The organism is Shewanella putrefaciens, assembly GCF_016406325.1.
Classification (GTDB): domain Bacteria; phylum Pseudomonadota; class Gammaproteobacteria; order Enterobacterales; family Shewanellaceae; genus Shewanella; species Shewanella putrefaciens.
In genome coordinates this window covers 191,952-212,639 of sequence record NZ_CP066370.1, presented here as the reverse complement: position 1 = coordinate 212,639, position 20,688 = coordinate 191,952, and the positions used below count along the sequence as shown (strand labels likewise).

The following is a 20,688-nucleotide window of genomic DNA, read 5'->3' as shown; positions in this document are numbered from 1 at the left end:
TACAAAATTTACAATAAGAATCAATTTGTGAACCAGTGCCCAACTATAAGCTTTCAGTGCAATGAATGCCTTATATTACTGTTCAATGAATAATCTTTACGTATAATCTTGCTTCCAAGCCGGCGGTAACACCGCTTTTATGCAAACTAAAGTGAATATAGAAACAATGACAACATTTTGGATTTTTATTGCGCTTGTTGTGTTAGTCAGCCTAACGTTGATTTGGATCCCGCATTTCAGACAACAAAAGTTGTTACGTACTGAAGAAGCTGGCGTTCGTAAACAAACGAACCTCGAGTTATTCAATGAACGTCTTGCAACACTAGAAAAAGAACTGAGCGAAGAACTGCTCGATCAAACAGAATTTGATGCTCTTAAAAAAGAATTAGAAATCAGCTTACTGCAAGATATCAAACAGGCAGGAGATGATTCACTGGTTAATCAAATTAAACCCAAAACCATACTCTGGCCATCAATAATGTCAGTGGGTTTACTTGCTATTTCAGGTTACCTGTATCAGCACCTAGGTGCTTTCGAAAATATTGGAACAGCCCAACCCGCTAATCCACATGCTGGAATGGATACAGCCCAAATCATGGGACAACGTATTCAGGCAATTGAAGCACAAGTACAAGCAGAACCTGAAAATAGCCAAGCTTGGTTTAGCCTAGGCCATGCATATATTTCTGCAAATCAATTCGATAAGGCAATTGCCGCTTTCGATAAAGTCATGGAATTAGTCGGTAAACATGCGGAGTTATTAGGTCCAAAAGCGACAGCTATGTACTACAAAGCTGGACAGCAGATGACGCCACAAATCCAAGCGATCATTGATGAATCCTTAGCGATGGATCCACAAGATCCTTCAACACTGCTACTCGTTGGAATGAATTCTTTCTTTCTCGCTGACTACAAAAAAGCAATTACCTCATGGCAAACCATTCTTGATAGCGACCGTACTGATGTGGATCGCGCTGCGTTAATGAATGCAATTGAAACAGCAAACCTACGCATGCAAGCAGAAACCACAGGTATGCCTGATGATGACGTGCATAAACAAGCTGCAGTGGGAAAAAAATCAGTCAGCATAGCAATTTCAATCTCTCCAGAACTTGCAGCTAAGGCGAGTCCAGAAGACACTATTTTTGTGTTTGCACGTGCAACTGAAGGTCCTAAAGTCCCCTTAGCAGCAACAAAAGTGAGCGCAAGCGCCTTACCCGTTACTGTAACGTTAGATGACAGCACTGGCATGGGAGGAGATGCAAAATTAAGTCAGGCGACTAGCGTTGAAGTGATCGCCGTACTTTCCAAGCATGGCAATATCAAACCTCAAGCTGGTGATATTCAAGGTAAGATCAACAAAGTTATTGTAGGTGAAACAGCAAACCTCGTACTTGATACCCAAGTACAATAACCTATCGTTTATTTTTGGTATAAAAAAACCGGCTTGCACCGGTTTTTTTATACCTGAGTAATTACTTAGCTGTAGACATAAATTGGATAGCAGCTTTGTAATCATCATCAGTACAATCAGTACACATGCCACCTGGCGGCATAGCATTCAGACCGGTTTTAACACTGTGTAACAGCGTATCAATACCTTTAGCTAAGCGTGGTTCCCATTCAGCAGTATTGTGAGTTTTAGGAGCACCGGCAACACCCATGCTATGGCATACGGTACATGCCTTATTATAAATAGCCTCAGCTTCTTGAGCTGAAACGTTGACTGACATAGTCAAAGCAGCGACTGCAGTCATTGCTAACAGTTTTTTCATGTTCAATGTTCCTAATGCAAATACGTACAAAGCTCGACGCTGCCCTTGGTGGAGGCAGACTCATTATAGCGGGCTAAGATTACTACAAACTTCAATAAATCTCATCTTTTTGTGATTAGAATCTCAGCGTAACCGTTGTAAAGCGACAAGCGTGACAAATTCGTTAATATATTAGCAAGTCGTAAAAAAGTTCGATAAATATTGCGGTTATTGGAACCACATCAAATTGCTGACATCTAGAGTAAAGCAAGTGTAAACCCCGCAATAATGTTTGTGTTAGAATCACTTGTGTTTCCTTCCGGCTTGAGATAGAGGGTTCAGTGACAAATATAACTTCAGTAAACACACTGGTATCAGCGAGCAAGCTGACATGTATCCGCGAAGAACGTATCCTGTTTGATGAGTTAAGTTTTAATATTAATGCTGGTGATATCGTCCAAATTGAAGGCCCTAACGGCGCAGGTAAAACGAGCTTATTGCGTATTTTAGCGGGGCTTTCGCGTCCCTATGCAGGACAAACCTTTTATCTTAGTGAAGATATCAATCGTTGCCGTGACGAGTACAACGAAGACCTACTGTATTTAGGTCACCTTGCAGGCGTTAAATGTGAATTAACAGCCGAAGAGAACCTTAATTTCAATTTAAGAATCAGTGGTTATGATGAATTCGACACAGCCTCTATCTTAGCCAAAGTTAATTTAACTGGATTTGAAGAAGCTCTGGCTGGCCATTTATCTGCAGGTCAGCATCGTAGAACTGCACTGGCAAGACTTTGGCATAGCAACTGTAAAATTTGGATCCTTGACGAACCTTTTACCGCTATTGATAAAAAAGGTGTCGAAGAACTTGAGCAACTGTTTATTGAGCATGCAGATAATGGTGGATGCGTTATTCTTACCACTCACCAAGATATGAGCATTATCACAGATGATAGGCTTCGTAAAATTCGTCTAGATTATCGCTTCATATAAGGTCAAGCATAATGAAAAGAGGCATCAGCTTTACTCAGGCATTTTTTACCTTGTTACAGCGAGATCTAAAAATTGCCGTACGTCACCGCGGTGATATTTTTAACCCATTGTTATTTTTTATTATGGTTGTCACTCTATTCCCCCTTGGTATTGGTCCAGAGCCGCAAATGCTAGCACGCGTTGCTCCCGGTATTATTTGGGTTGCAGCATTATTAGCCTCCATGCTATCGCTTGAACGACTTTTTAAAGCAGATTTTAGCGATGGTAGCTTAGAGCAAATGCTCCTGAGTCCACAGCCATTATCAATTCTTGTATTAGCAAAAGTATTGGCGCATTGGATATTGACTGGCGTTCCATTAATTATCATTGCACCGCTACTCGCGGTATTGCTAAATTTAGATACCAATAGCTATGGTGCACTGATTGCAACCTTAACGCTGGGCACACCTGTTTTATCACTATTAGGTGCGATTGGCGTAGCTCTAACCGTCGGATTACGCAAAGGCGGCGTTTTGCTCAGCCTACTGATTTTACCCCTGTATATCCCAGTTCTCATCTTCGCAACGAGTGCAATCGATGCGGCGGGAATGAATTTACCCTATGATGGTCAGCTCGCTATAATAGGCGCTATGTTGATCGGTTCGTTAACCTTAGCACCCTTTGCAATCGGTGCATCTCTGCGAGTGAGTACTAACTAAAATGTGGAAATGGTTACACCCTTATGCGGATCCTGAACGCGCATATAAATTATCAGGAACATTATTCCCATGGTTTGCAATCTTGGCTTGTCTGTTTATTGCAGTAGGGACTATTTGGGGATTAATCTTCGCCCCGACAGATTATCAACAGGGTGATAGTTATCGCATCATCTTTATCCATGTACCTGCAGCATCAATGTCAATGGCAGCCTACATGGGCATGGCAACTGCAGCATTTATTGGTCTGGTATGGCAAGTCAAGCTCGCTGATTGGGCCGCAGCATCTATTGCACCTATTGGTGCGGTGATTACTTTTATTGCACTGTTCACAGGAGCTGCATGGGGTAAGCCTATGTGGGGAACTTGGTGGGTATGGGATGCTCGTCTAACCTCAGAGCTTGTACTGCTCTTCTTATATTTAGGCGTAATCTCATTATATGCCTCATTCGAAGATAAAGTGCTTGCGGCTCGTGCTGCAGGGATCTTAGCGATCGTGGGTGTCATTAATATCCCTATTATCAAATACTCAGTTGAATGGTGGAGCTCATTACATCAGCCATCAACTATTCGCATTACTGAAAAATCAACGATGCCAGCAGAGATGTTGTATCCACTTTTAATCAATATTTTAGGTTTCGGCCTTATGATAGGCGCGATTACTATCGTCAGATTCAAAGCTGAAATTTTAGCAAGAAACGGAATGCGCCCTTGGGTGCGTGAACTTGCTAAGGCTGAGGAGGTCAAATAATGCAATTCGATTCTATCAGTGATTTTTTTAATATGGGCGGCTATGCATTCTATGTATGGCTTTCCTACGGGGTGACGTTCTTCTGCCTATCGGTACTCATCATAACAAGCGCACGCCAAAAGCGTAAGGTTCTGATTGAAATCGCTAAAAAGATGAATCGTGAAGAGCGCCTCAAAGAAACTAGGAGTACCAAATCGTGAACCCAAGACGCAAAAAAAGACTGACATTAGCGGTAGCATTAATTGGTGGTGTTGCTGCCATTGCATCGCTTCTACTGTATGCGCTCAACTCAAATTTAAATTTATTTTATACACCGTCAGAAATCGTGAATGGAAAGACCGATACAGGGGTCAAACCTGATGTTGGACAACGTATCCGTGTAGGTGGGATGGTAACCGTTGGCTCTATGGTGCGCGATCCAGATAGTCTACATGTACAGTTCGCTGTACATGATTCTTTAGGCGGTGAAATTTTAGTCACCTATGATGACCTATTACCAGATTTATTTCGTGAAGGACAAGGTATTGTTGCTCAAGGAGTATTAACGGCAGAAGGTAAACTTGAAGCAACTGAAGTATTAGCGAAGCATGATGAAAATTATATGCCACCAGAAGTAGCAGAAGCTATGGGGCAAAAACATGAAAAGCTCGACTACAGTCAACAAAAAGCACCTGATACTAAGTAGTAGAATATAAACCACCAATAAAGCCTCTTCGCGAGGCTTTTTTATTACCCTTACTCAGATGCTCACTCCTACTTATCCAAGGTTTGTTGCCTAAGACCGTGCAAAGATGAATATTAGTCATTTTTGACCAAGGTGAAACATCTAGCATTAGCGCAGACTACATCAGTAACCAGCTATCACGTATACTGGGAGATGTTGAAGTCACTGTCTTCAACTTGCACGTCTAAAAGATTGGCAACAACATGTACTATCAGGTATAACGCCATAGTCGTCGCACTTGATCAGGCAGTGAAAGATGATGAAAATCAGTCAGTGAAGCGAATCAACTCATAAAATGGATAGCCAATAATACACCTGTACCTAATTTCGGCTTTTGGGACTTCAGTATCTCGGCTGAAGGGGGGACATTTGAGGCTACGTGCTTGAGGTTATAACCACTGCAAAATCGCAGCAGCTATGGCGGCAAGGATCCTTACAAGCGAAAAACCCGCATATATCTTCCCTGTTATAGATGGCCTTGGTAAGTTTGTGTTCAGTCGGCAAGGGCTCGCAAAATGGGAAATTACACTACCTCAATAAATTGAGAAACAACCCACTTGGGCAGAGGAGTTGTAAATAATTGACATAAAAAAACCGGGCAATTGCCCGGTTTTTTAATTATGTAACCTTAATTACTCAGCAGCTTCAACATCAACAGCTTGAGCAGCTTCTGGGCGACCAACTAGCTCGATGTAAGCCATAGGGGCTTTATCACCAGCACGTAAACCGCACTTAAGGATACGGGTATAGCCACCAGGACGTTCCTGGTAACGTGGACCCAACTCAGTAAATAACTTACCTACGACTTCAGCGTCGCGAGTACGTGCAAACGCTAAACGACGATTTGCAACGCTGTCACTCTTAGCAAGTGTTATCAGAGGCTCAACTACGCGACGCAGTTCTTTCGCTTTAGCTACGGTTGTCTTGATGATCTCATGACGAACCAGTGAGCTTGCCATGTTACGGAACATAGCTTGGCGGTGGCTGCTGTTGCGGTTAAGTTGACGACCACTCTTACGATGGCGCATGACCTAATCCTTATAACCTAAATCTGTACAAACCTGAGACTTATAGGTCGTCTGCTAAACTAGCTGGAGGCCAGTTTTCCAAACGCATACCTAACGACAGTCCGCGAGAAGCCAAAACGTCCTTAATTTCTGTAAGAGATTTCTTACCTAAGTTAGGGGTCTTCAGCAGCTCAACTTCAGTACGCTGTACCAGATCTCCGATGTAATGAATCGCTTCGGCTTTCAAGCAGTTAGCCGAACGTACAGTTAGCTCTAAATCGTCGACAGGACGCAACAGAATCGGATCGAACTCCGGCTTCTCTTCTTTCAATTCTGGCTCAGTCACGTCACGCAGCTCAACAAACGCATCTAGCTGTTCAGCTAAAATAGTTGCGGAACGACGGATAGCTTCCTCAGGATCGATAGTACCATTAGTGGTCATATCGATAACAAGTTTATCCAAGTCAGTACGCTGTTCAACACGAGCTGCTTCTACATTGTAGGCAATACGTGCAACTGGCGAGAAAGAAGCATCAACCAGCAAACGGCCGATTGGGCGATCATCGTCTTCGGTCTGTGCACGAGCAGATGCTGGCACATAACCACGACCACGCTCAACGCGAATACGCATGCTGATATCATTGTTACCCGTCAAATGACAGATAACATGATCAGGATTCACGATAGTGACATCACCATCATGCGTGATATCTGCTGCGATGACAGGGCCTGCGCCGGACTTGCTCAACGTAAGCATAGCCTCGTCTTTACCCTCGATAGTCACTGCTAACCCTTTCAGGTTTAACAAGATCTCAAGGATATCTTCTTGTACGCCTTCCTTACTGCTGTATTCGTGCAGTACACCGTCAATCTCGACTTCGGTAACCGCGCAGCCGGGCATAGACGACAATAGGATGCGACGCAACGCGTTACCTAAAGTGTGGCCGAAACCACGCTCAAGTGGTTCCAATGTAACCTTGGCACGTGTTGAGTTAACCTGCTCGATATCAACGAGACGCGGTTTAAGAAATTCTGTAACAGAACCCTGCATTGTGTCCTCTCTTGTTTGTTAGCTTTACTTAGAGTAAAGCTCGACGATCAGCTGTTCGTTAATTTCCGCAGACAAATCGCTACGTTCTGGAACGCGCTTGAAAGCACCTTCCATTTTCGCGCTGTCGACTTCAACCCATGTAGGCTTCTCGCGTTGAGCTGCCACTTCTAAAGCCGCTTTAATACGAGCTTGAGTGCGTGACTTCTCGCGGATGCTCACAACATCATTCGCAGACACTTTGAATGACGGAATGTTAACAACACGACCGTTAACCATAACTGATTTATGGCTTACTAGCTGACGTGATTCTGCACGAGTAGCACCGAAGCCCATACGATAAACAACGTTATCTAAACGGGTTTCTAAAAGTTGCAACAGGTTTTCACCAGTGTTGCCTTTCAGACGTGCAGCATCTTTGTAATAGTTACGGAATTGTTTTTCTAACACACCGTAAATACGACGAACTTTTTGTTTTTCGCGTAACTGAGTACCATACTCAGACAGACGTGGCTTACGAGCGCCATGTTGTCCAGGTGCAGTTTCCAGTTTACACTTTGAATCGATTGCTCTCACACCGCTTTTTAAGAAAAGGTCTGTACCTTCTCGGCGGCTGAGCTTGAGCTTGGGACCCAAGTATCTTGCCATGATCTTTCTCCAACAATCCTAATGAAACGGCGTTATACACGACGCTTTTTAGGAGGACGACAACCATTATGAGGGATCGGCGTCACATCGGTAATGTTGGTAATTTTATAACCAACAGCGTTCAGCGCACGAATGGCTGACTCACGACCTGGACCTGGACCCTTCACAAACACTTCAAGGTTTTTTAAACCGTAGTCTTGAGCAGCAGCACCTGCACGCTCAGCAGCTACCTGTGCAGCAAATGGAGTAGATTTACGTGAACCACGGAAACCTGAACCACCTGAAGTAGCCCATGACAACGCATTACCTTGACGATCTGTAATGGTGACAATAGTGTTGTTGAAAGAAGCATGGATATGAGCCATGCCATCTGCAACCTGTTTACGTACGCGCTTACGCGGAGAACGTGACGGAACTTTAGCCATTGCTTTACCTTCCCGTTACTTTCTAATTGGTTTACGTGGACCTTTACGCGTACGCGCATTGGTCTTAGTACGTTGCCCACGGAGAGGCAGGCTACGACGATGGCGGAGACCACGATAACAACCAAGATCCATAAGACGCTTGATGTTCATTGAAATCTCACGACGTAAGTCACCTTCTACTAAGTATTTGGCAACTTCTTCGCGTAGTGTATCTATTTGAGCTTCGCTCAATTCCTTGATCTTAGCTGTTTCAGCGATTGCTGTAGCCGCGCAGATTGCTCTTGCACGAGTACGACCGATGCCGAAAATTGCAGTCAATGCAATGACTGTATGCTTTTGATCAGGAATGTTAATGCCAGCGATACGGGCCACTATGCACTCCTTAAGTTAAAGGCCAACTGCGAAAAGCCCGAAAGGATACTCGACAGTTGACAGATTTGCAAACAATATTTTGTTCAGCCCAAGATTGGGCTGAACAAATTTCTTTATTAGCCTTGACGCTGTTTGTGTTTTGGTTCAACACAGATAACGCGTACAACGCCACTACGCTTGACGATCTTGCAATTACGGCAGATCTTCTTCACGGAAGCTCGAACTTTCATTTCATCACTCCGTAAAGCTAATTAGCGACCAAAACGATCTAAATTCGCTTTGTTTACTAGGTTAGCTTTCTTCATCACAGACTCATACTGATGAGACATCATATGGGTCTGAACCTGAGCCATGAAGTCCATGATCACGACTACCATAATTAGTAGTGAAGTACCGCCAAAATAGAACTGTACTTTCCACGCAATTAACATGAACTCCGGAATTAAGCAGATAAAGGTTATGTATAACGCGCCTGCCAATGTCAAACGGGTCATTACTTTATCAATGTAACGCGAAGTCTGTTCTCCAGGACGGATCCCAGGGATGAATGCACCACTCTTCTTCAAGTTATCTGCAGTTTCACGTGGGTTAAACACCAACGCAGTATAGAAGAAACAGAAGAAAATAATTGCTGCTGCATACAATAATGAGTAAAGCGGTTGTCCAGGTGACACAGCCAGTGAAAAATCACTTAACCATGACATAGACTCATTTTGACCGAACCACTGAGCCAGTGTTCCAGGAAACAAAATGATGCTTGACGCAAAAATTGGGGGGATCACACCCGCCATGTTTATCTTTAGTGGTAAATGTGTACTTTGCGCAGCGAACACCTTACGGCCCTGCTGACGCTTAGCGTAGTTAACAACGATACGACGCTGACCACGCTCCACAAATACGACAAAATAAGTCACGGCAAATACAATGACCGCGAGCAACAACAATACTAACACATTCAAGTCACCTTGACGCACCTGCTCAGCCGTTTGGCCGATAGCGGAAGGTAATCCAGCAACAATACCTGCGAAAATAAGAATCGAGATACCGTTACCTATACCACGTTCGGTAATTTGCTCACCTAGCCACATTAGGAACATCGTTCCCGTCACTAAGCTCACAACCGCAACAAAGTAGAATCCAAAACCAATGTTGACCACAAGGCCAGGCACTAAATTCGGTAACCCAGTTGCAATACCGACCGACTGGAATGTACCCAGCACTAAGGTACCCCATCTTGTATATTGACTGATTTTCTTACGTCCTGATTCGCCTTCTTTTTTCAATTCAGCGAGTGCAGGATGTACGACTGTCAATAACTGCATAATGATAGATGCCGAAATGTACGGCATAATACCTAATGCAAAGATAGAAGCACGCTCAAGGGCACCACCCGAAAACATGTTAAACATGCTTAGGATGGTCCCGCTTTGCTGAGCAAACAGCTCTGCTAATACAGCTGCGTCAATACCAGGAATTGGCACAAACGAACCGGCCCTAAAGACGATAATCGCACCAATCACGAACAGGAGGCGAGCTTTCAGTTCTGAAAATCCGCCTTTCGCGCTTTTTAAATCAAGTCCTGGTTTTGCCATCGACGTATTATTCCTCGATCTTACCGCCAGCAGCTTCAATTGCTGCACGTGCACCTTTGGTTACCTTTAGACCTTTGACAGTCACTGGGCGCTCAATGGTACCTGAAAGAACAATTTTCGCAAACTGGATGTTGCGAGTAATAACGTTCGCATCTTTCAGAGCGTTTAAGTCGATAACATCACCGTTAACTTTTGCCAGTTCGAGTACACGAACTTCAGCTGTTACCATAGCGCGACGCGAGGTAAAACCAAATTTAGGTAAACGAATCTTCAGTGGCATTTGACCACCCTCGAATCCAGGACGTACACCGCCACCAGAACGAGATTTTTGGCCTTTATGACCACGACCCGCAGTTTTACCTAAGCCTGAACCCATACCACGGCCTACGCGCTTTGGTGCATGCTTAGAGCCTGCAGCTGGAGATAGAGTATTTAAACGCATCTATTAATCCTCCACCTTAACCATGTAGTAGACCTTGTTGATCATACCGCGAACAGAAGGAGTATCCTCTAATTCAACAGTGTGACCAATGCGACGCAGACCTAAACCTGTTAAGGTTGCACGGTGCTTCGGTAAACGACCGATACCGCTCTTAGTCTGAGTAACTTTTACAGTTTTAGTTGCCATGGTGCATTACCCCCGAATTTCGTCAACATTCAGGCCACGCTTAGCTGCGATTTGCGATGGTGACTTCATGTGCACCAATGCATCGACAGTCGCGCGAACGATGTTGATCGGGTTAGTAGAACCGTATGCTTTTGACAGAACGTTATGAACGCCTGCTACTTCCAATACGGCACGCATTGCGCCACCGGCAATAATACCGGTACCCTGTGATGCTGGTTGCATGTATACACGTGAACCAGTATGACGACCTTTAACTGGGTGATGCAGAGTACCTGCGTTCAACTCCACGGTCACCATGTTACGACGGGCTTTTTCCATAGCTTTTTGAATTGCTGCTGGAACTTCGCGCGCTTTACCATAGCCATAGCCGATCTTACCGTTACCATCACCCACTACTGTTAGTGCTGTGAAGCTAAAGATACGACCGCCCTTAACTACTTTAGAAACACGATTAACTGCAATCAATTTTTCTTGCAGATCGTCTTTTTGCTGAGCTTCTAATTTAGCCATTTTTATAACCCCTTAGAACTGGAGGCCAGCTTCACGAGCAGCATCTGCTAGAGCAGCTACACGACCGTGATACTTGAAACCAGAACGATCGAACGCAACAGAAGTTACGCCTTTTTCGATCGCGCGCTCAGCAACAAATTTACCTACTGCTTTCGCCGCGTCTACGTTACCGGTACTCTTCAGTTGCTCTTTAACCGCTTTTTCCACGGTTGAAGCAGCTGCCACCACCTGAGCTTCAGGATTGATCACCTGAGCATAAATGTGACGCGGTGTACGATGTACAACCAGACGGTTCACGCCCAGCTCTTGGATCTTCTTACGAGCGCGAATAGCGCGACGTAAGCGAGATGTTTTCTTATCCATATCGCGTTACCTACTTCTTCTTAGCCTCTTTACGGCGTACTTCTTCGTCGTCATAGCGAACACCTTTGCCTTTATACGGCTCTGGTGGACGGTATCCGCGAATCTCAGCAGCGACTTGACCAATTAACTGTTTATCAACGCCACGAAGGACGATATCAGTTTGGCTAGGGCACTCTGCAGTAACGCCTGCGGGCAGTTTGTGTACTAACGGATGAGAGAAACCTAGAGTCAGGTCAATATCAGCTCCGACGAGTTTCGCACGGTAACCAACACCAACTAACTTCAGTTTACGCTCAAAACCTTGAGATACACCAACAACCATGTTGTTTACTAATGCACGAGTAGTACCAGCCTGTGCCCAAGCGTTAACAACGCCTTCAACAGGAAGAAACTTAACTACGCCATCTTCAATAACAACATTGACCGCATTGTTGATCACTCGAGTCAGACTACCTTTCGCGCCTTTGACGGTCAGGGTCTGTTCGTTTAAGGTCACCTCTACGCCAGCTGGAATAGATACTGGTGCTTTTGCTACACGAGACATTCCTAGCTCCTTATGCTACGTAGCAGATAACCTCGCCACCCATGCCAGCAAGGCGGGCGGCACGATCAGTCATCAAGCCTTTAGAAGTGGACACAATTGCGACACCCAGTCCGCCCATCACCTTTGGAAGTTCGTTTTTACCTTTGTAAATACGAAGACCAGGACGACTTACGCGCTGGATAGTCTCAACGACTGGTTGGCCTTGGAAATACTTTAACGTAATTTCCAGTTCAGGCTTGGCTTCATCTGCTACGGCGTAATCAGCGATGTAACCTTCTTCTTTAAGCAGTTTCGCAATAGCGACTTTCAACTTAGCAGAAGGCATCTTCACAGATACTTTGTTAGCAGCTTGGCCGTTACGAATACGGGTTAACATATCCGCAATAGGATCTTGCATGCTCATATTAGCTTACTCCGTGACAAGTGCTTACCAGCTAGCCTTACGTAGGCCAGGAACTTCACCACGCATGGTTGCTTCACGTAACTTAATACGGCTTAAGCCGAATTTACGTAGGAAACCATGTGGGCGACCAGTTTGATTACAGCGATTGCGTTTACGCGAGGCGCTGGAATCACGTGGTAAAGCTTGCAGCTTTAATACTGCATCCCAACGATCTTCATCAGAAGAAGCTGGGCTGACAATAATAGCTTTCAGAGCGGCACGCTTTTCAGCATACTTAGCTACGAGCTGTGCACGTTTAACTTCACGTGCTTTCATTGATGTTTTTGCCATTACGCTACCCTTATTTCTTGAATGGGAAGTTAAAAGCGTCTAACAAAGCACGACCTTCTTCATCAGTCTTCGCAGAGGTAGTGATAACAATATCCATACCGCGAATTTTATCGATTTTATCGTAATCGATCTCTGGGAAAATGATCTGCTCACGCACGCCCATTGCGTAGTTACCACGGCCGTCAAACGCTTTAGCGCTTAAGCCACGGAAGTCACGAATACGTGGGATTGCGATATCGACTAAACGCTCTAAGAATTCCCACATACGCTCACCGCGTAGGGTCACTTTACAGCCAATAGGGTAGCCTTCACGGATTTTAAAACCAGCAACTGATTTACGAGCAACAGTTACAACTGGCTTTTGACCAGCGATCGCAGTCATATCACGGAGCGCGTGCTCCATAACTTTTTTATCTGCAACAGCTTCGCCAACACCCATATTCAGGGTGATTTTCTCAATCCGAGGGACTTGCATGACACTGGTATAACCGAACTTTTTAGCAAGTTCAGCGACAACAGTCTCTTGGTATTTATCATGCAGTTTCGCCATCGTTTACTCCAATTACTTAACGAGTTCACTGTTCGATTTGAAGAAACGCACTTTTTTGCCGTCTTCAAAGCGGAAACCAACGCGATCAGCTTTGCCAGTGGCAGAGTTGAAAATCGCTACATTTGATGCTTGTATTGGCGCTTCTTTCTCAACAATACCGCCAGCTACACCCAATTGTGGGTTTGGCTTTTGGTGTTTTTTGACAAGATTGATGCCTTCAAGAATCAATTTACCAGTAGGAAGGACTTGAGAAACTTTTGCACGTTTACCCTTGTCTTTACCTGCTAATACAATCACTTCGTCTTCACGACGTATTTTAGCTGCCATTATGAAGCTCCTTACAGTACTTCTGGTGCCAGCGAGACAATTTTCATGAATTGTTCATTACGCAATTCACGTGTCACTGGTCCAAAGATACGAGTACCAATCGGCTGCAGGTTGTTGTTCAAAAGAACCGCTGCATTCCGATCGAAGCGAATGACAGAACCGTCTGGACGACGTACGCCTTTCTTAGTACGGACTACCACCGCGTTATACACATCACCTTTCTTCGCTTTAGCGCGAGGAATCGCTTCTTTTACAGAAACTTTGATAATGTCGCCGATACCGGCATAACGACGATGAGAGCCACCCAAGACCTTAATACACTGAACTCTGCGTGCGCCGCTGTTACATGCGACGTCAAGAGTCGATTGCATTTGGATCATTTTAAGTGCTCCGCTATCGTTACTACACAATTCCCACTATGGGACTATAAACGCCAATTTTTGCTATGAATTTAGTCAAAAATGGCGCGCAAATATACCACCATAAAAGTGGAATGTATAGTATTAAAAAACAAACGGCCCCACATTCTGGAGCCGTTTACCTAAATACCTAATTAACTTAGGCCTTTGATACTACTTCAACCAGGGTCCAAGATTTAGTCTTAGACAAAGGACGACATTCGCGAATCGCTACTAAATCGCCTTCATTGCACTGATTAGTTTCGTCATGTGCATGGATCTTAGTCGTACGCTTAATGTATTTCCCATAAATTGGGTGTTTCACTTGGCGTTCGATAGCAACAGTAATGGACTTGTCCATTTTGTTGCTAGTTACACGACCCTGCAAAGTACGGATTTTATCAGACATTATGCACCCGCCTTAGAAGTAATAATGGTCTTAACGCGCGCAATATTACGGCGCACTAATTTCAGTTGATGAGTCTGAGTCAACTGACCAGTGGCGTGTTGCATACGCAGGTTGAACTGCTCACGCAGCAGACCAAGTAGTTCAGCGTTCAGTTCTTCAACGCTCTTTTCTCTCAGTTCGCTCGCTTTCATTACATCACCGTCTTAGTTACGAAGGTAGTCTTAATTGGAAGCTTGGCAGCAGCTAAAGCAAACGCTTCACGAGCGATCACTTCAGAAACACCATTCATCTCATAAAGAACCTTACCAGGTTGAATCTGACATACCCAGTATTCAACGTTACCTTTACCTTTACCCATACGCACTTCAAGAGGCTTAGAGGTAATCGGCTTGTCCGGGAAAACTCGAATCCAAATTTGTCCCTGACGCTTAATGTGACGTGTCATGGCACGACGTGCAGATTCGATCTGACGTGCAGTTAAACGGCCACGGCCGACTGCTTTCAGACCAAATGTACCAAAGCTAACTTCGGTACCGTTCGCTAGACCGCGGTTGCGGCCTTTGAACATCTTGCGAAACTTCATACGTTTAGGTTGCAGCATTGCCGGCTCTCCTATTTACCACGAGGCTTGCGCTTAGGTTGCTGCTGCTTCGGCTCTTCAATCTGTGGCAGCATTCCATCTAGAACTTCACCTTTGAAGATCCAAACTTTAACGCCAATCACACCGTATTGAGTGTGACTTTCAGATGTTGAATAGTCGATATCAGCACGCAAAGTATGTAAAGGTACGCGACCTTCACGATACCACTCATCACGCGCAATCTCAGCTCCGCCTAAACGGCCACTAACTTGAACTTTGATACCTTGAGCACCAATACGCATTGCGTTTTGTACTGCGCGCTTCATAGCACGACGGAACATTACGCGACGCTCTAATTGCTGTGCAATTGAATCAGCAACTAACTTGGCATCTAGCTCAGGTTTACGGATCTCAGCGATGTTAATTTGAGCAGGAGTACCAGCCAGCTTTGACACTGCGGCACGCAATACTTCAACGTCTTCACCTTTCTTACCAATCACAACGCCTGGACGGGCAGTGTGAATCGTAACGCGGATGCTTTTCGCTGGACGTTCGATAACAATCTTAGATACTGACGCAGCTTGTAACTTCTCTACAAGAAACTTACGCACTTCCCAGTCGCTGTTCAGATTATTTGCATAATCTGACTTATCTGCGTACCAGGTAGAGATCCAAGGCTTGGTGATACCCAGACGGATACCATTAGGATGTACTTTCTGTCCCATTGCTCTCTCCTAGCGATCTGATACAACCACAGTAATGTGGCTGGTACGCTTCATGATACGATCAGCGCGGCCTTTAGCACGTGGCATGATACGCTTCATAGTTGGACCCTCGTCTACAAAGACGGCTCCTACTTTTAGCTCATCAATATCCGCACCTTCGTTGTGTTCGGCGTTTGCGATAGCTGAGTCAAGTACTTTTTTAACCAGTACGGCGGCTTTTTTCGGGCTGAAAGTCAATATTTCGAGGGCCTTAGCAACAGGCAAACCACGAATTTGATCGGCAACCAGACGGGCCTTCTGCGCAGACGTACGGGCAAAACGATGTTTAGCTAAAACTTCCATCTTATTCCTCCCGTATTAGCGCTTCTTCGCTTTCTTATCTGCAGCATGGCCGCGATAAGTGCGAGTTGGTGAAAATTCACCAAGTTTGTGGCCGATCATTTCGTCAGTTACGAACACAGGAACGTGCTGACGACCATTATGGACAGCGATGGTCAAACCAATCATATTTGGAATGATCATAGAGCGACGTGACCAAGTCTTAATAGGCTTTTTGTCACCGGCTTCCATCGCTTTCTCTACCTTCTTCAGCAAGTGCAGGTCAATGAAGGGACCTTTCTTGAGAGAACGTGGCATGGCGAATCCTCTTACTATTTATTACGACGACGTACGATGTACTTGTCAGTGCGCTTGTTACTACGAGTTTTATAACCCTTAGTTGGCACACCCCATGGAGTCACTGGGTGACGACCACCAGAAGTACGGCCTTCACCACCACCGTGTGGATGGTCTACTGGGTTCATTGCAACACCACGCACTGTAGGACGTATGCCTCTCCAGCGCTTAGCACCTGCTTTACCTAACTGGCGTAGCATGTGTTCAGCATTACCAACTTCACCAAATGTCGCGCGGCAATCAACTGGCACTTTACGCATTTCGCCAGAGCGAAGACGTAGAGTGGCATATGCACCATCACGAGCAACAACTTGTACATAAGCACCTGCAGAACGAGCGATCTGAGCACCTTTACCAGGCTTCATTTCTACTGCGTGTACTACAGAACCTACTGGGATGTTGCGCAGTGGCATTGCGTTACCGGTTTTAATTTCGGCTTCAACACCAGACTGGATCTTATCGCCAGCTTGCATACCTTTAGCAGCAAGGATGTAACGACGCTCACCATCCGCATACAATACTAACGCGATGTTAGCTGTGCGGTTTGGATCGTATTCCAGACGCTCAATCTTTGCAGGGATACCGTCTTTATCGCGTTTGAAGTCGATTAGACGATAATGCTGCTTATGACCACCACCTACGTGACGGACAGTGATACGGCCAGTATTGTTACGACCACCACTTTTAGATTTTTTCGCCAACAGGCCAGCAAAGGGTTTACCCTTATGCAGGTCAGTGTTCACCACTTTAACTACGTGGCGACGACCTGGAGAGGTTGGCTTACACTTAATAACTGCCATGATAATTCTCCTTTGCTTACTCAGCGCCGCCGACGAAATCGATGTCAGCACCAGCAGCAAGAGTTACATAGGCTTTTTTCCAATCGCTACGACGACCAGTACGGCCACCAGTGCGTTTAGTTTTGCCTTTGCTCACTAAAGTGCGAACAGAATCAACTTCAACTTCAAATAGCTTGGCAACAGCAGCTTTAATTTCAGCTTTAGTTGCGTCGATAGCTACGCGGAAAACAACAGTGTTGTGCTTCTCAGCGTTCACAGTGCTCTTTTCAGAGATATGTGGAGCGAGAATAACTTTTAGCAAACGTTCTTCGCGGATCATCATGCTAGCATCTCCTCGATTTGCTTCACTGCGTCAGCAGTCACAAGCACAGTGTTGAACGCGATCAGACTTACAGGGTCTAGACCCGCTACGTCACGAACGTCAACCTTGTACAGGTTACGAGCTGCTAAGAATAAATTCTCATCAACTTCTGCAGTCACAATTAGAACGTCTTCTAAGTTCATTGCTTTTAATTTCGCTTTCAGCTCTTTAGTTTTAGGAGCTTCAACACCGAAAGATTCAACAACAACTAAACGCTCTTGACGTACCAATTCAGACAGAATGCTTTTCAGCGCACCGCGGTACATCTTTTTGTTAACTTTTTGGCTATGATCTTGGGTTTTAGCAGCGAATGTTACGCCACCGCCACGCCAGATTGGGCCTTTAACAGAACCAGCACGAGCACGGCCAGTTCCTTTTTGGCGCCAAGGCTTTTTGCCTGAGCCAGTTACTTCCGCACGAGTCTTCTGAGCACGAGTGCCCTGACGCGCGTTTGCAGCGTATGCTACAACTACCTGATGAACCAGTGCCTCGTTAAAGTCACGGCCGAAGGTAGTTTCGGAAACTTCAAGAGCGCTTTGCGCGTCTTTCAATACCAATTCCATTACTATCTCCTCAGACCTTAAGCTTTAACGGCAGGCTTGATAATCAAGTCGCCATTGGTAGCGCCAGGAACAGCGCCACGGACTAGTAGCAGGTTACGCTCAACATCTACACGAACTACAACTAGATTTTGAGTAGTAACACGCTCGGCACCCATATGGCCTGACATTTTCTTGCCTTTGAATACGCGACCAGGCGTTTGGTTCTGACCAATAGAACCATTCGAGCGGTGCGACAAAGAGTTACCGTGAGTCATATCTTGAGTACGGAAGTTCCAACGCTTAACGCCGCCTTGGAAACCTTTACCTTTTGATTGACCAGTAACATCAACTTTCGCTACATCAGCGAAAATATCAACATTTAGCTCAGCACCAACTTCAATGCCCTCGCCTTCACCGTCTTCCAGACGCACTTCCCACAATCCACGACCGGCTTCAACACCGCTCTTGGCAAAGTGACCTGCTTCTGGTTTAGTAATGCGATTGGCTTTTTTGGTACCAGTAGTAACTTGAAGCGCGCGGTAGCCGTCAGTTTCTAAAGTTTTCACTTGAGTAACACGGTTGCCAGCAACTTCAATTACTGTAACAGGTATTGAAACACCATCTTCAGTAAAGATGCGAGTCATACCAACTTTACGACCAATAAGACCGATAGCCATCTCTCAAACCTCTTCTAAGGATCTCAATTAACCCAAGCTAATCTGTACGTCGACACCAGCCGCAAGATCTAAACGCATTAGAGCGTCTACAGTCTTTTCAGTTGGCTCTACGATGTCAACCAGGCGCTTGTGTGTACGTAATTCATACTGGTCACGAGCATCTTTATTAACGTGCGGAGAGATCAAAATGGTATAACGCTCTTTACGCGTAGGTAGTGGAATTGGACCACGTACTTGAGCGCCTGTACGCTTAGCAGTTTCAACGATTTCCGCTGTAGATTGATCAATTAAGCGATGATCAAATCCCTTTAAGCGGATACGGATTCTTTGGTTCTGCATTGACCAGAGCTCCTAAAATGGACATATAAAAAATCACCCTCTAGCTTCTTCTAAATAGAAAAGCAGAGCGAGATGATTTAACCGTTCGACTCCCAATCGGAGCCGCTATGATAATGATTAACTTAATTGACTAATCATTTAATTCGTAGACCTAGGTCAACGAGGGGGCAATTATACTCATCTAAATCGAGATATCAAGCCCACTGTGTAAATAGTCATCAAAAAACTATTTAACGTCAGAGTGGCGAGCATTTTACACAAATTTATGGAGAAAACTAGCCCTTAAACAAAAAAGGAAGCCGAAGCTTCCTTTTCACACTAATCTCTATCGCTATTAAGCAATGATTTTAGCTACTACACCTGCACCCACTGTACGACCGCCTTCACGGATTGCGAAGCGTAAACCTTCGTCCATCGCGATTGGGCAAATCAGTGTCACTACCATCTTGATGTTATCGCCTGGCATTACCATCTCTACGCCTTCTGGCAGTTCGATAGTACCGGTTACGTCAGTTGTACGGAAGTAGAACTGTGGACGGTAGCCTTTGAAGAATGGCGTGTGACGACCACCTTCTTCTTTTGACAGTACGTAAACTTCTGATTCAAAAGTAGTGTGTGGGTTGATTGAACCTGGCTTCGCTAATACTTGACCACGTTCTACGTCATCACGCTTAGTACCACGTAACAAAATACCACAGTTCTCACCTGCACGACCTTCGTCAAGCAGTTTACGGAACATTTCTACACCAGTACACGTTGTCTTAGTTGTCGCACGTACACCAACGATTTCAACTTCGTCGCCTACGCGTACAATACCACGCTCAACACGACCTGTTACTACTGTACCACGGCCTGAAATTGAGAATACGTCTTCGATTGGCAGTAGGAACGGCTTATCGATGTCACGTTGTGGTTCTGGAATGTAAGAATCCAGCGCCGCTGCTAATTCAAGGATTTTTGCTTCCCACTCTGGCTCGCCTTCTAGCGCTTTCAGAGCTGAACCTTGGATTACCGGTAAGTCATCACCTGGGAAATCGTATTCTGATAACAGTTCACGCACTTCCATCTCAACTAGCTCTAACAGCTCTTCGTCATCTACCATGTCACATTTGTTCATGAATACGATGATGAATGGTACGCCAACCTGACGAGAAAGCAGGATGTGCTCACGAGTCTGTGGCATTGGACCGTCTGTTGAAGCGACTACCAGAATCGCGCCGTCCATCTGTGCAGCACCAGTGATCATGTTTTTAACATAGTCAGCGTGGCCTGGGCAGTCTACGTGGGCGTAGTGGCGTGATGGCGTGTCATATTCGATGTGAGAGGTATTGATGGTAATACCGCGCTCACGCTCTTCTGGAGCGTTATCGATTTGAGAGAAGTCTTTAGCTTCGCCACCGTAGGTCTTAGCCAGTACGTGAGAGATAGCTGCAGTCAGAGTGGTTTTACCATGGTCAACGTGACCAATGGTGCCCACGTTTACGTGAGGCTTAATACGTTCAAATTTAGCTTTTGCCAC

The 20,688-nt window shown here is 45.2% G+C and carries 36 protein-coding genes; 6 read left to right on the top strand and 30 right to left on the bottom strand.

All coding sequences use genetic code 11. From position 1 onward, the window contains the following. Window positions 1–166 precede the first annotated feature (166 nt). On the top strand, window positions 167–1,414 hold the full coding sequence (ccmI, locus tag JEZ96_RS01005) for a c-type cytochrome biogenesis protein CcmI (RefSeq protein ID WP_025008842.1): 1,248 nt from the start codon (window positions 167–169) through the stop codon (window positions 1,412–1,414). A 61-nt stretch (window positions 1,415–1,475) separates the two neighbouring features. Here the strand turns inward: ccmI and JEZ96_RS01000 are convergent, their stop codons facing one another. Then, window positions 1,476–1,775 carry a c-type cytochrome gene (locus JEZ96_RS01000; RefSeq protein WP_011787588.1) on the bottom strand — a complete coding sequence of 100 codons (300 nt, stop codon included), beginning with the start codon at window positions 1,773–1,775 and terminating at the stop codon, window positions 1,476–1,478. Between the two features lie 320 nt (window positions 1,776–2,095). Here JEZ96_RS01000 and ccmA point away from each other — a divergent pair, with 320 nt between their 5' ends. From ccmA to ccmE, 5 genes are read left to right on the top strand one after another with little or no spacing between them, the layout of a single operon-like run. Next, the gene (ccmA, locus tag JEZ96_RS00995) at window positions 2,096–2,746 is read left to right on the top strand and encodes a cytochrome c biogenesis heme-transporting ATPase CcmA (protein ID WP_011787587.1); all 651 of its coding nucleotides are present in this window, start codon (window positions 2,096–2,098) and stop codon (window positions 2,744–2,746) included. An 11-nt stretch (window positions 2,747–2,757) separates the two neighbouring features. Beyond that, window positions 2,758–3,444 (top strand): heme exporter protein CcmB, encoded by a 687-nt coding sequence (ccmB, locus tag JEZ96_RS00990; protein WP_011787586.1) that lies wholly within the window; start codon window positions 2,758–2,760, stop codon window positions 3,442–3,444. Between the two features lies 1 nt (window position 3,445). Beyond that, window positions 3,446–4,192, top strand: a complete 747-nt coding sequence (locus tag JEZ96_RS00985) for a heme ABC transporter permease (RefSeq protein WP_011787585.1) — start codon at window positions 3,446–3,448, stop codon at window positions 4,190–4,192. Beyond that, window positions 4,192–4,392: a heme exporter protein CcmD gene (gene ccmD, locus JEZ96_RS00980; protein ID WP_011787584.1), complete on the top strand. Its 201-nt coding sequence runs from the start codon at window positions 4,192–4,194 to the stop codon at window positions 4,390–4,392. The genes JEZ96_RS00985 and ccmD overlap by 1 nt, the downstream gene beginning before the upstream one ends. Beyond that, window positions 4,389–4,877, top strand: coding sequence for a cytochrome c maturation protein CcmE (gene ccmE / locus JEZ96_RS00975; RefSeq protein ID WP_011787583.1), 489 nt, complete (start codon window positions 4,389–4,391; stop codon window positions 4,875–4,877). The genes ccmD and ccmE overlap by 4 nt, the downstream gene beginning before the upstream one ends. 671 nt (window positions 4,878–5,548) lie before the next feature. On the opposite strand, the gene rplQ is transcribed toward ccmE, so the two are convergent. The 29 genes from rplQ to tuf form a co-directional block, all read right to left on the bottom strand. Then, window positions 5,549–5,944 (bottom strand): 50S ribosomal protein L17, encoded by a 396-nt coding sequence (rplQ, locus tag JEZ96_RS00970; RefSeq protein ID WP_007644470.1) that lies wholly within the window; start codon window positions 5,942–5,944, stop codon window positions 5,549–5,551. Window positions 5,945–5,984: 40 nt separating this feature from the next. Beyond that, a complete protein-coding gene (locus JEZ96_RS00965) occupies window positions 5,985–6,974 on the bottom strand; it encodes a DNA-directed RNA polymerase subunit alpha (protein ID WP_007644468.1) in 990 nt (329 codons plus the stop codon). Between the two features lie 24 nt (window positions 6,975–6,998). Next, on the bottom strand, window positions 6,999–7,619 hold the full coding sequence (rpsD, locus tag JEZ96_RS00960; protein ID WP_011787582.1) for a 30S ribosomal protein S4: 621 nt from the start codon (window positions 7,617–7,619) through the stop codon (window positions 6,999–7,001). Window positions 7,620–7,651: 32 nt separating this feature from the next. Continuing rightward, the gene (gene rpsK / locus JEZ96_RS00955) at window positions 7,652–8,044 is read right to left on the bottom strand and encodes a 30S ribosomal protein S11 (RefSeq protein WP_006083577.1); all 393 of its coding nucleotides are present in this window, start codon (window positions 8,042–8,044) and stop codon (window positions 7,652–7,654) included. A 15-nt stretch (window positions 8,045–8,059) separates the two neighbouring features. Then, the gene (gene rpsM, locus JEZ96_RS00950; RefSeq protein WP_011787581.1) at window positions 8,060–8,416 is read right to left on the bottom strand and encodes a 30S ribosomal protein S13; all 357 of its coding nucleotides are present in this window, start codon (window positions 8,414–8,416) and stop codon (window positions 8,060–8,062) included. Between the two features lie 116 nt (window positions 8,417–8,532). Next, window positions 8,533–8,646 carry a 50S ribosomal protein L36 gene (rpmJ, locus tag JEZ96_RS00945; protein ID WP_006083579.1) on the bottom strand — a complete coding sequence of 38 codons (114 nt, stop codon included), beginning with the start codon at window positions 8,644–8,646 and terminating at the stop codon, window positions 8,533–8,535. Between the two features lie 21 nt (window positions 8,647–8,667). Beyond that, window positions 8,668–10,008 (bottom strand): preprotein translocase subunit SecY, encoded by a 1,341-nt coding sequence (secY, locus tag JEZ96_RS00940; protein ID WP_198779841.1) that lies wholly within the window; start codon window positions 10,006–10,008, stop codon window positions 8,668–8,670. 7 nt (window positions 10,009–10,015) lie between these two features. Further along, entirely contained in the window at window positions 10,016–10,450 is a 435-nt protein-coding gene (gene rplO, locus JEZ96_RS00935; protein ID WP_006083581.1) for a 50S ribosomal protein L15, read from the bottom strand. Between the two features lie 3 nt (window positions 10,451–10,453). Beyond that, a complete protein-coding gene (rpmD, locus tag JEZ96_RS00930; RefSeq protein ID WP_006083582.1) occupies window positions 10,454–10,636 on the bottom strand; it encodes a 50S ribosomal protein L30 in 183 nt (60 codons plus the stop codon). A gap of 6 nt (window positions 10,637–10,642) precedes the next feature. After that, window positions 10,643–11,146 carry a 30S ribosomal protein S5 gene (rpsE, locus tag JEZ96_RS00925; RefSeq protein ID WP_011787579.1) on the bottom strand — a complete coding sequence of 168 codons (504 nt, stop codon included), beginning with the start codon at window positions 11,144–11,146 and terminating at the stop codon, window positions 10,643–10,645. Window positions 11,147–11,158: 12 nt separating this feature from the next. Continuing rightward, window positions 11,159–11,509 (bottom strand): 50S ribosomal protein L18, encoded by a 351-nt coding sequence (gene rplR, locus JEZ96_RS00920; protein WP_007644436.1) that lies wholly within the window; start codon window positions 11,507–11,509, stop codon window positions 11,159–11,161. Between the two features lie 10 nt (window positions 11,510–11,519). Continuing rightward, a complete protein-coding gene (gene rplF / locus JEZ96_RS00915) occupies window positions 11,520–12,053 on the bottom strand; it encodes a 50S ribosomal protein L6 (RefSeq protein WP_011787578.1) in 534 nt (177 codons plus the stop codon). A gap of 10 nt (window positions 12,054–12,063) precedes the next feature. Continuing rightward, on the bottom strand, window positions 12,064–12,456 hold the full coding sequence (gene rpsH / locus JEZ96_RS00910; protein WP_007644434.1) for a 30S ribosomal protein S8: 393 nt from the start codon (window positions 12,454–12,456) through the stop codon (window positions 12,064–12,066). Window positions 12,457–12,480: 24 nt separating this feature from the next. Next, on the bottom strand, window positions 12,481–12,786 hold the full coding sequence (rpsN, locus tag JEZ96_RS00905) for a 30S ribosomal protein S14 (RefSeq protein ID WP_011787577.1): 306 nt from the start codon (window positions 12,784–12,786) through the stop codon (window positions 12,481–12,483). A gap of 10 nt (window positions 12,787–12,796) precedes the next feature. After that, complete coding sequence (rplE, locus tag JEZ96_RS00900) at window positions 12,797–13,336, bottom strand: 50S ribosomal protein L5 (RefSeq protein WP_011787576.1); 540 nt, start codon at window positions 13,334–13,336, stop codon at window positions 12,797–12,799. Between the two features lie 12 nt (window positions 13,337–13,348). Then, window positions 13,349–13,663, bottom strand: coding sequence for a 50S ribosomal protein L24 (gene rplX / locus JEZ96_RS00895; protein WP_011787575.1), 315 nt, complete (start codon window positions 13,661–13,663; stop codon window positions 13,349–13,351). Window positions 13,664–13,674: 11 nt separating this feature from the next. Further along, window positions 13,675–14,043: a 50S ribosomal protein L14 gene (gene rplN, locus JEZ96_RS00890; protein WP_006083590.1), complete on the bottom strand. Its 369-nt coding sequence runs from the start codon at window positions 14,041–14,043 to the stop codon at window positions 13,675–13,677. A 178-nt stretch (window positions 14,044–14,221) separates the two neighbouring features. Further along, complete coding sequence (gene rpsQ / locus JEZ96_RS00885; protein WP_006083591.1) at window positions 14,222–14,470, bottom strand: 30S ribosomal protein S17; 249 nt, start codon at window positions 14,468–14,470, stop codon at window positions 14,222–14,224. Then, window positions 14,470–14,661 (bottom strand): 50S ribosomal protein L29, encoded by a 192-nt coding sequence (rpmC, locus tag JEZ96_RS00880; protein WP_007644429.1) that lies wholly within the window; start codon window positions 14,659–14,661, stop codon window positions 14,470–14,472. The genes rpsQ and rpmC overlap by 1 nt, the downstream gene beginning before the upstream one ends. Further along, entirely contained in the window at window positions 14,661–15,071 is a 411-nt protein-coding gene (rplP, locus tag JEZ96_RS00875) for a 50S ribosomal protein L16 (protein WP_006083593.1), read from the bottom strand. The genes rpmC and rplP overlap by 1 nt, the downstream gene beginning before the upstream one ends. A gap of 11 nt (window positions 15,072–15,082) precedes the next feature. Beyond that, window positions 15,083–15,775: a 30S ribosomal protein S3 gene (gene rpsC, locus JEZ96_RS00870; RefSeq protein ID WP_011787574.1), complete on the bottom strand. Its 693-nt coding sequence runs from the start codon at window positions 15,773–15,775 to the stop codon at window positions 15,083–15,085. 9 nt (window positions 15,776–15,784) lie between these two features. After that, window positions 15,785–16,117 carry a 50S ribosomal protein L22 gene (rplV, locus tag JEZ96_RS00865; RefSeq protein ID WP_006083595.1) on the bottom strand — a complete coding sequence of 111 codons (333 nt, stop codon included), beginning with the start codon at window positions 16,115–16,117 and terminating at the stop codon, window positions 15,785–15,787. Between the two features lie 15 nt (window positions 16,118–16,132). Continuing rightward, window positions 16,133–16,411, bottom strand: coding sequence for a 30S ribosomal protein S19 (gene rpsS, locus JEZ96_RS00860; RefSeq protein WP_006083596.1), 279 nt, complete (start codon window positions 16,409–16,411; stop codon window positions 16,133–16,135). 14 nt (window positions 16,412–16,425) lie between these two features. Further along, entirely contained in the window at window positions 16,426–17,250 is an 825-nt protein-coding gene (gene rplB / locus JEZ96_RS00855) for a 50S ribosomal protein L2 (protein WP_011787573.1), read from the bottom strand. A 16-nt stretch (window positions 17,251–17,266) separates the two neighbouring features. Further along, window positions 17,267–17,569, bottom strand: coding sequence for a 50S ribosomal protein L23 (rplW, locus tag JEZ96_RS00850; protein WP_025008843.1), 303 nt, complete (start codon window positions 17,567–17,569; stop codon window positions 17,267–17,269). Continuing rightward, on the bottom strand, window positions 17,569–18,174 hold the full coding sequence (gene rplD, locus JEZ96_RS00845; protein WP_006083599.1) for a 50S ribosomal protein L4: 606 nt from the start codon (window positions 18,172–18,174) through the stop codon (window positions 17,569–17,571). The genes rplW and rplD overlap by 1 nt, the downstream gene beginning before the upstream one ends. A 17-nt stretch (window positions 18,175–18,191) precedes the next feature. Further along, entirely contained in the window at window positions 18,192–18,830 is a 639-nt protein-coding gene (gene rplC, locus JEZ96_RS00840; protein ID WP_011787572.1) for a 50S ribosomal protein L3, read from the bottom strand. A gap of 27 nt (window positions 18,831–18,857) precedes the next feature. After that, window positions 18,858–19,169 (bottom strand): 30S ribosomal protein S10, encoded by a 312-nt coding sequence (gene rpsJ / locus JEZ96_RS00835; protein ID WP_006083601.1) that lies wholly within the window; start codon window positions 19,167–19,169, stop codon window positions 18,858–18,860. Between the two features lie 334 nt (window positions 19,170–19,503). Continuing rightward, window positions 19,504–20,688 carry an elongation factor Tu gene (gene tuf / locus JEZ96_RS00830; protein ID WP_011787562.1) on the bottom strand — a complete coding sequence of 395 codons (1,185 nt, stop codon included), beginning with the start codon at window positions 20,686–20,688 and terminating at the stop codon, window positions 19,504–19,506.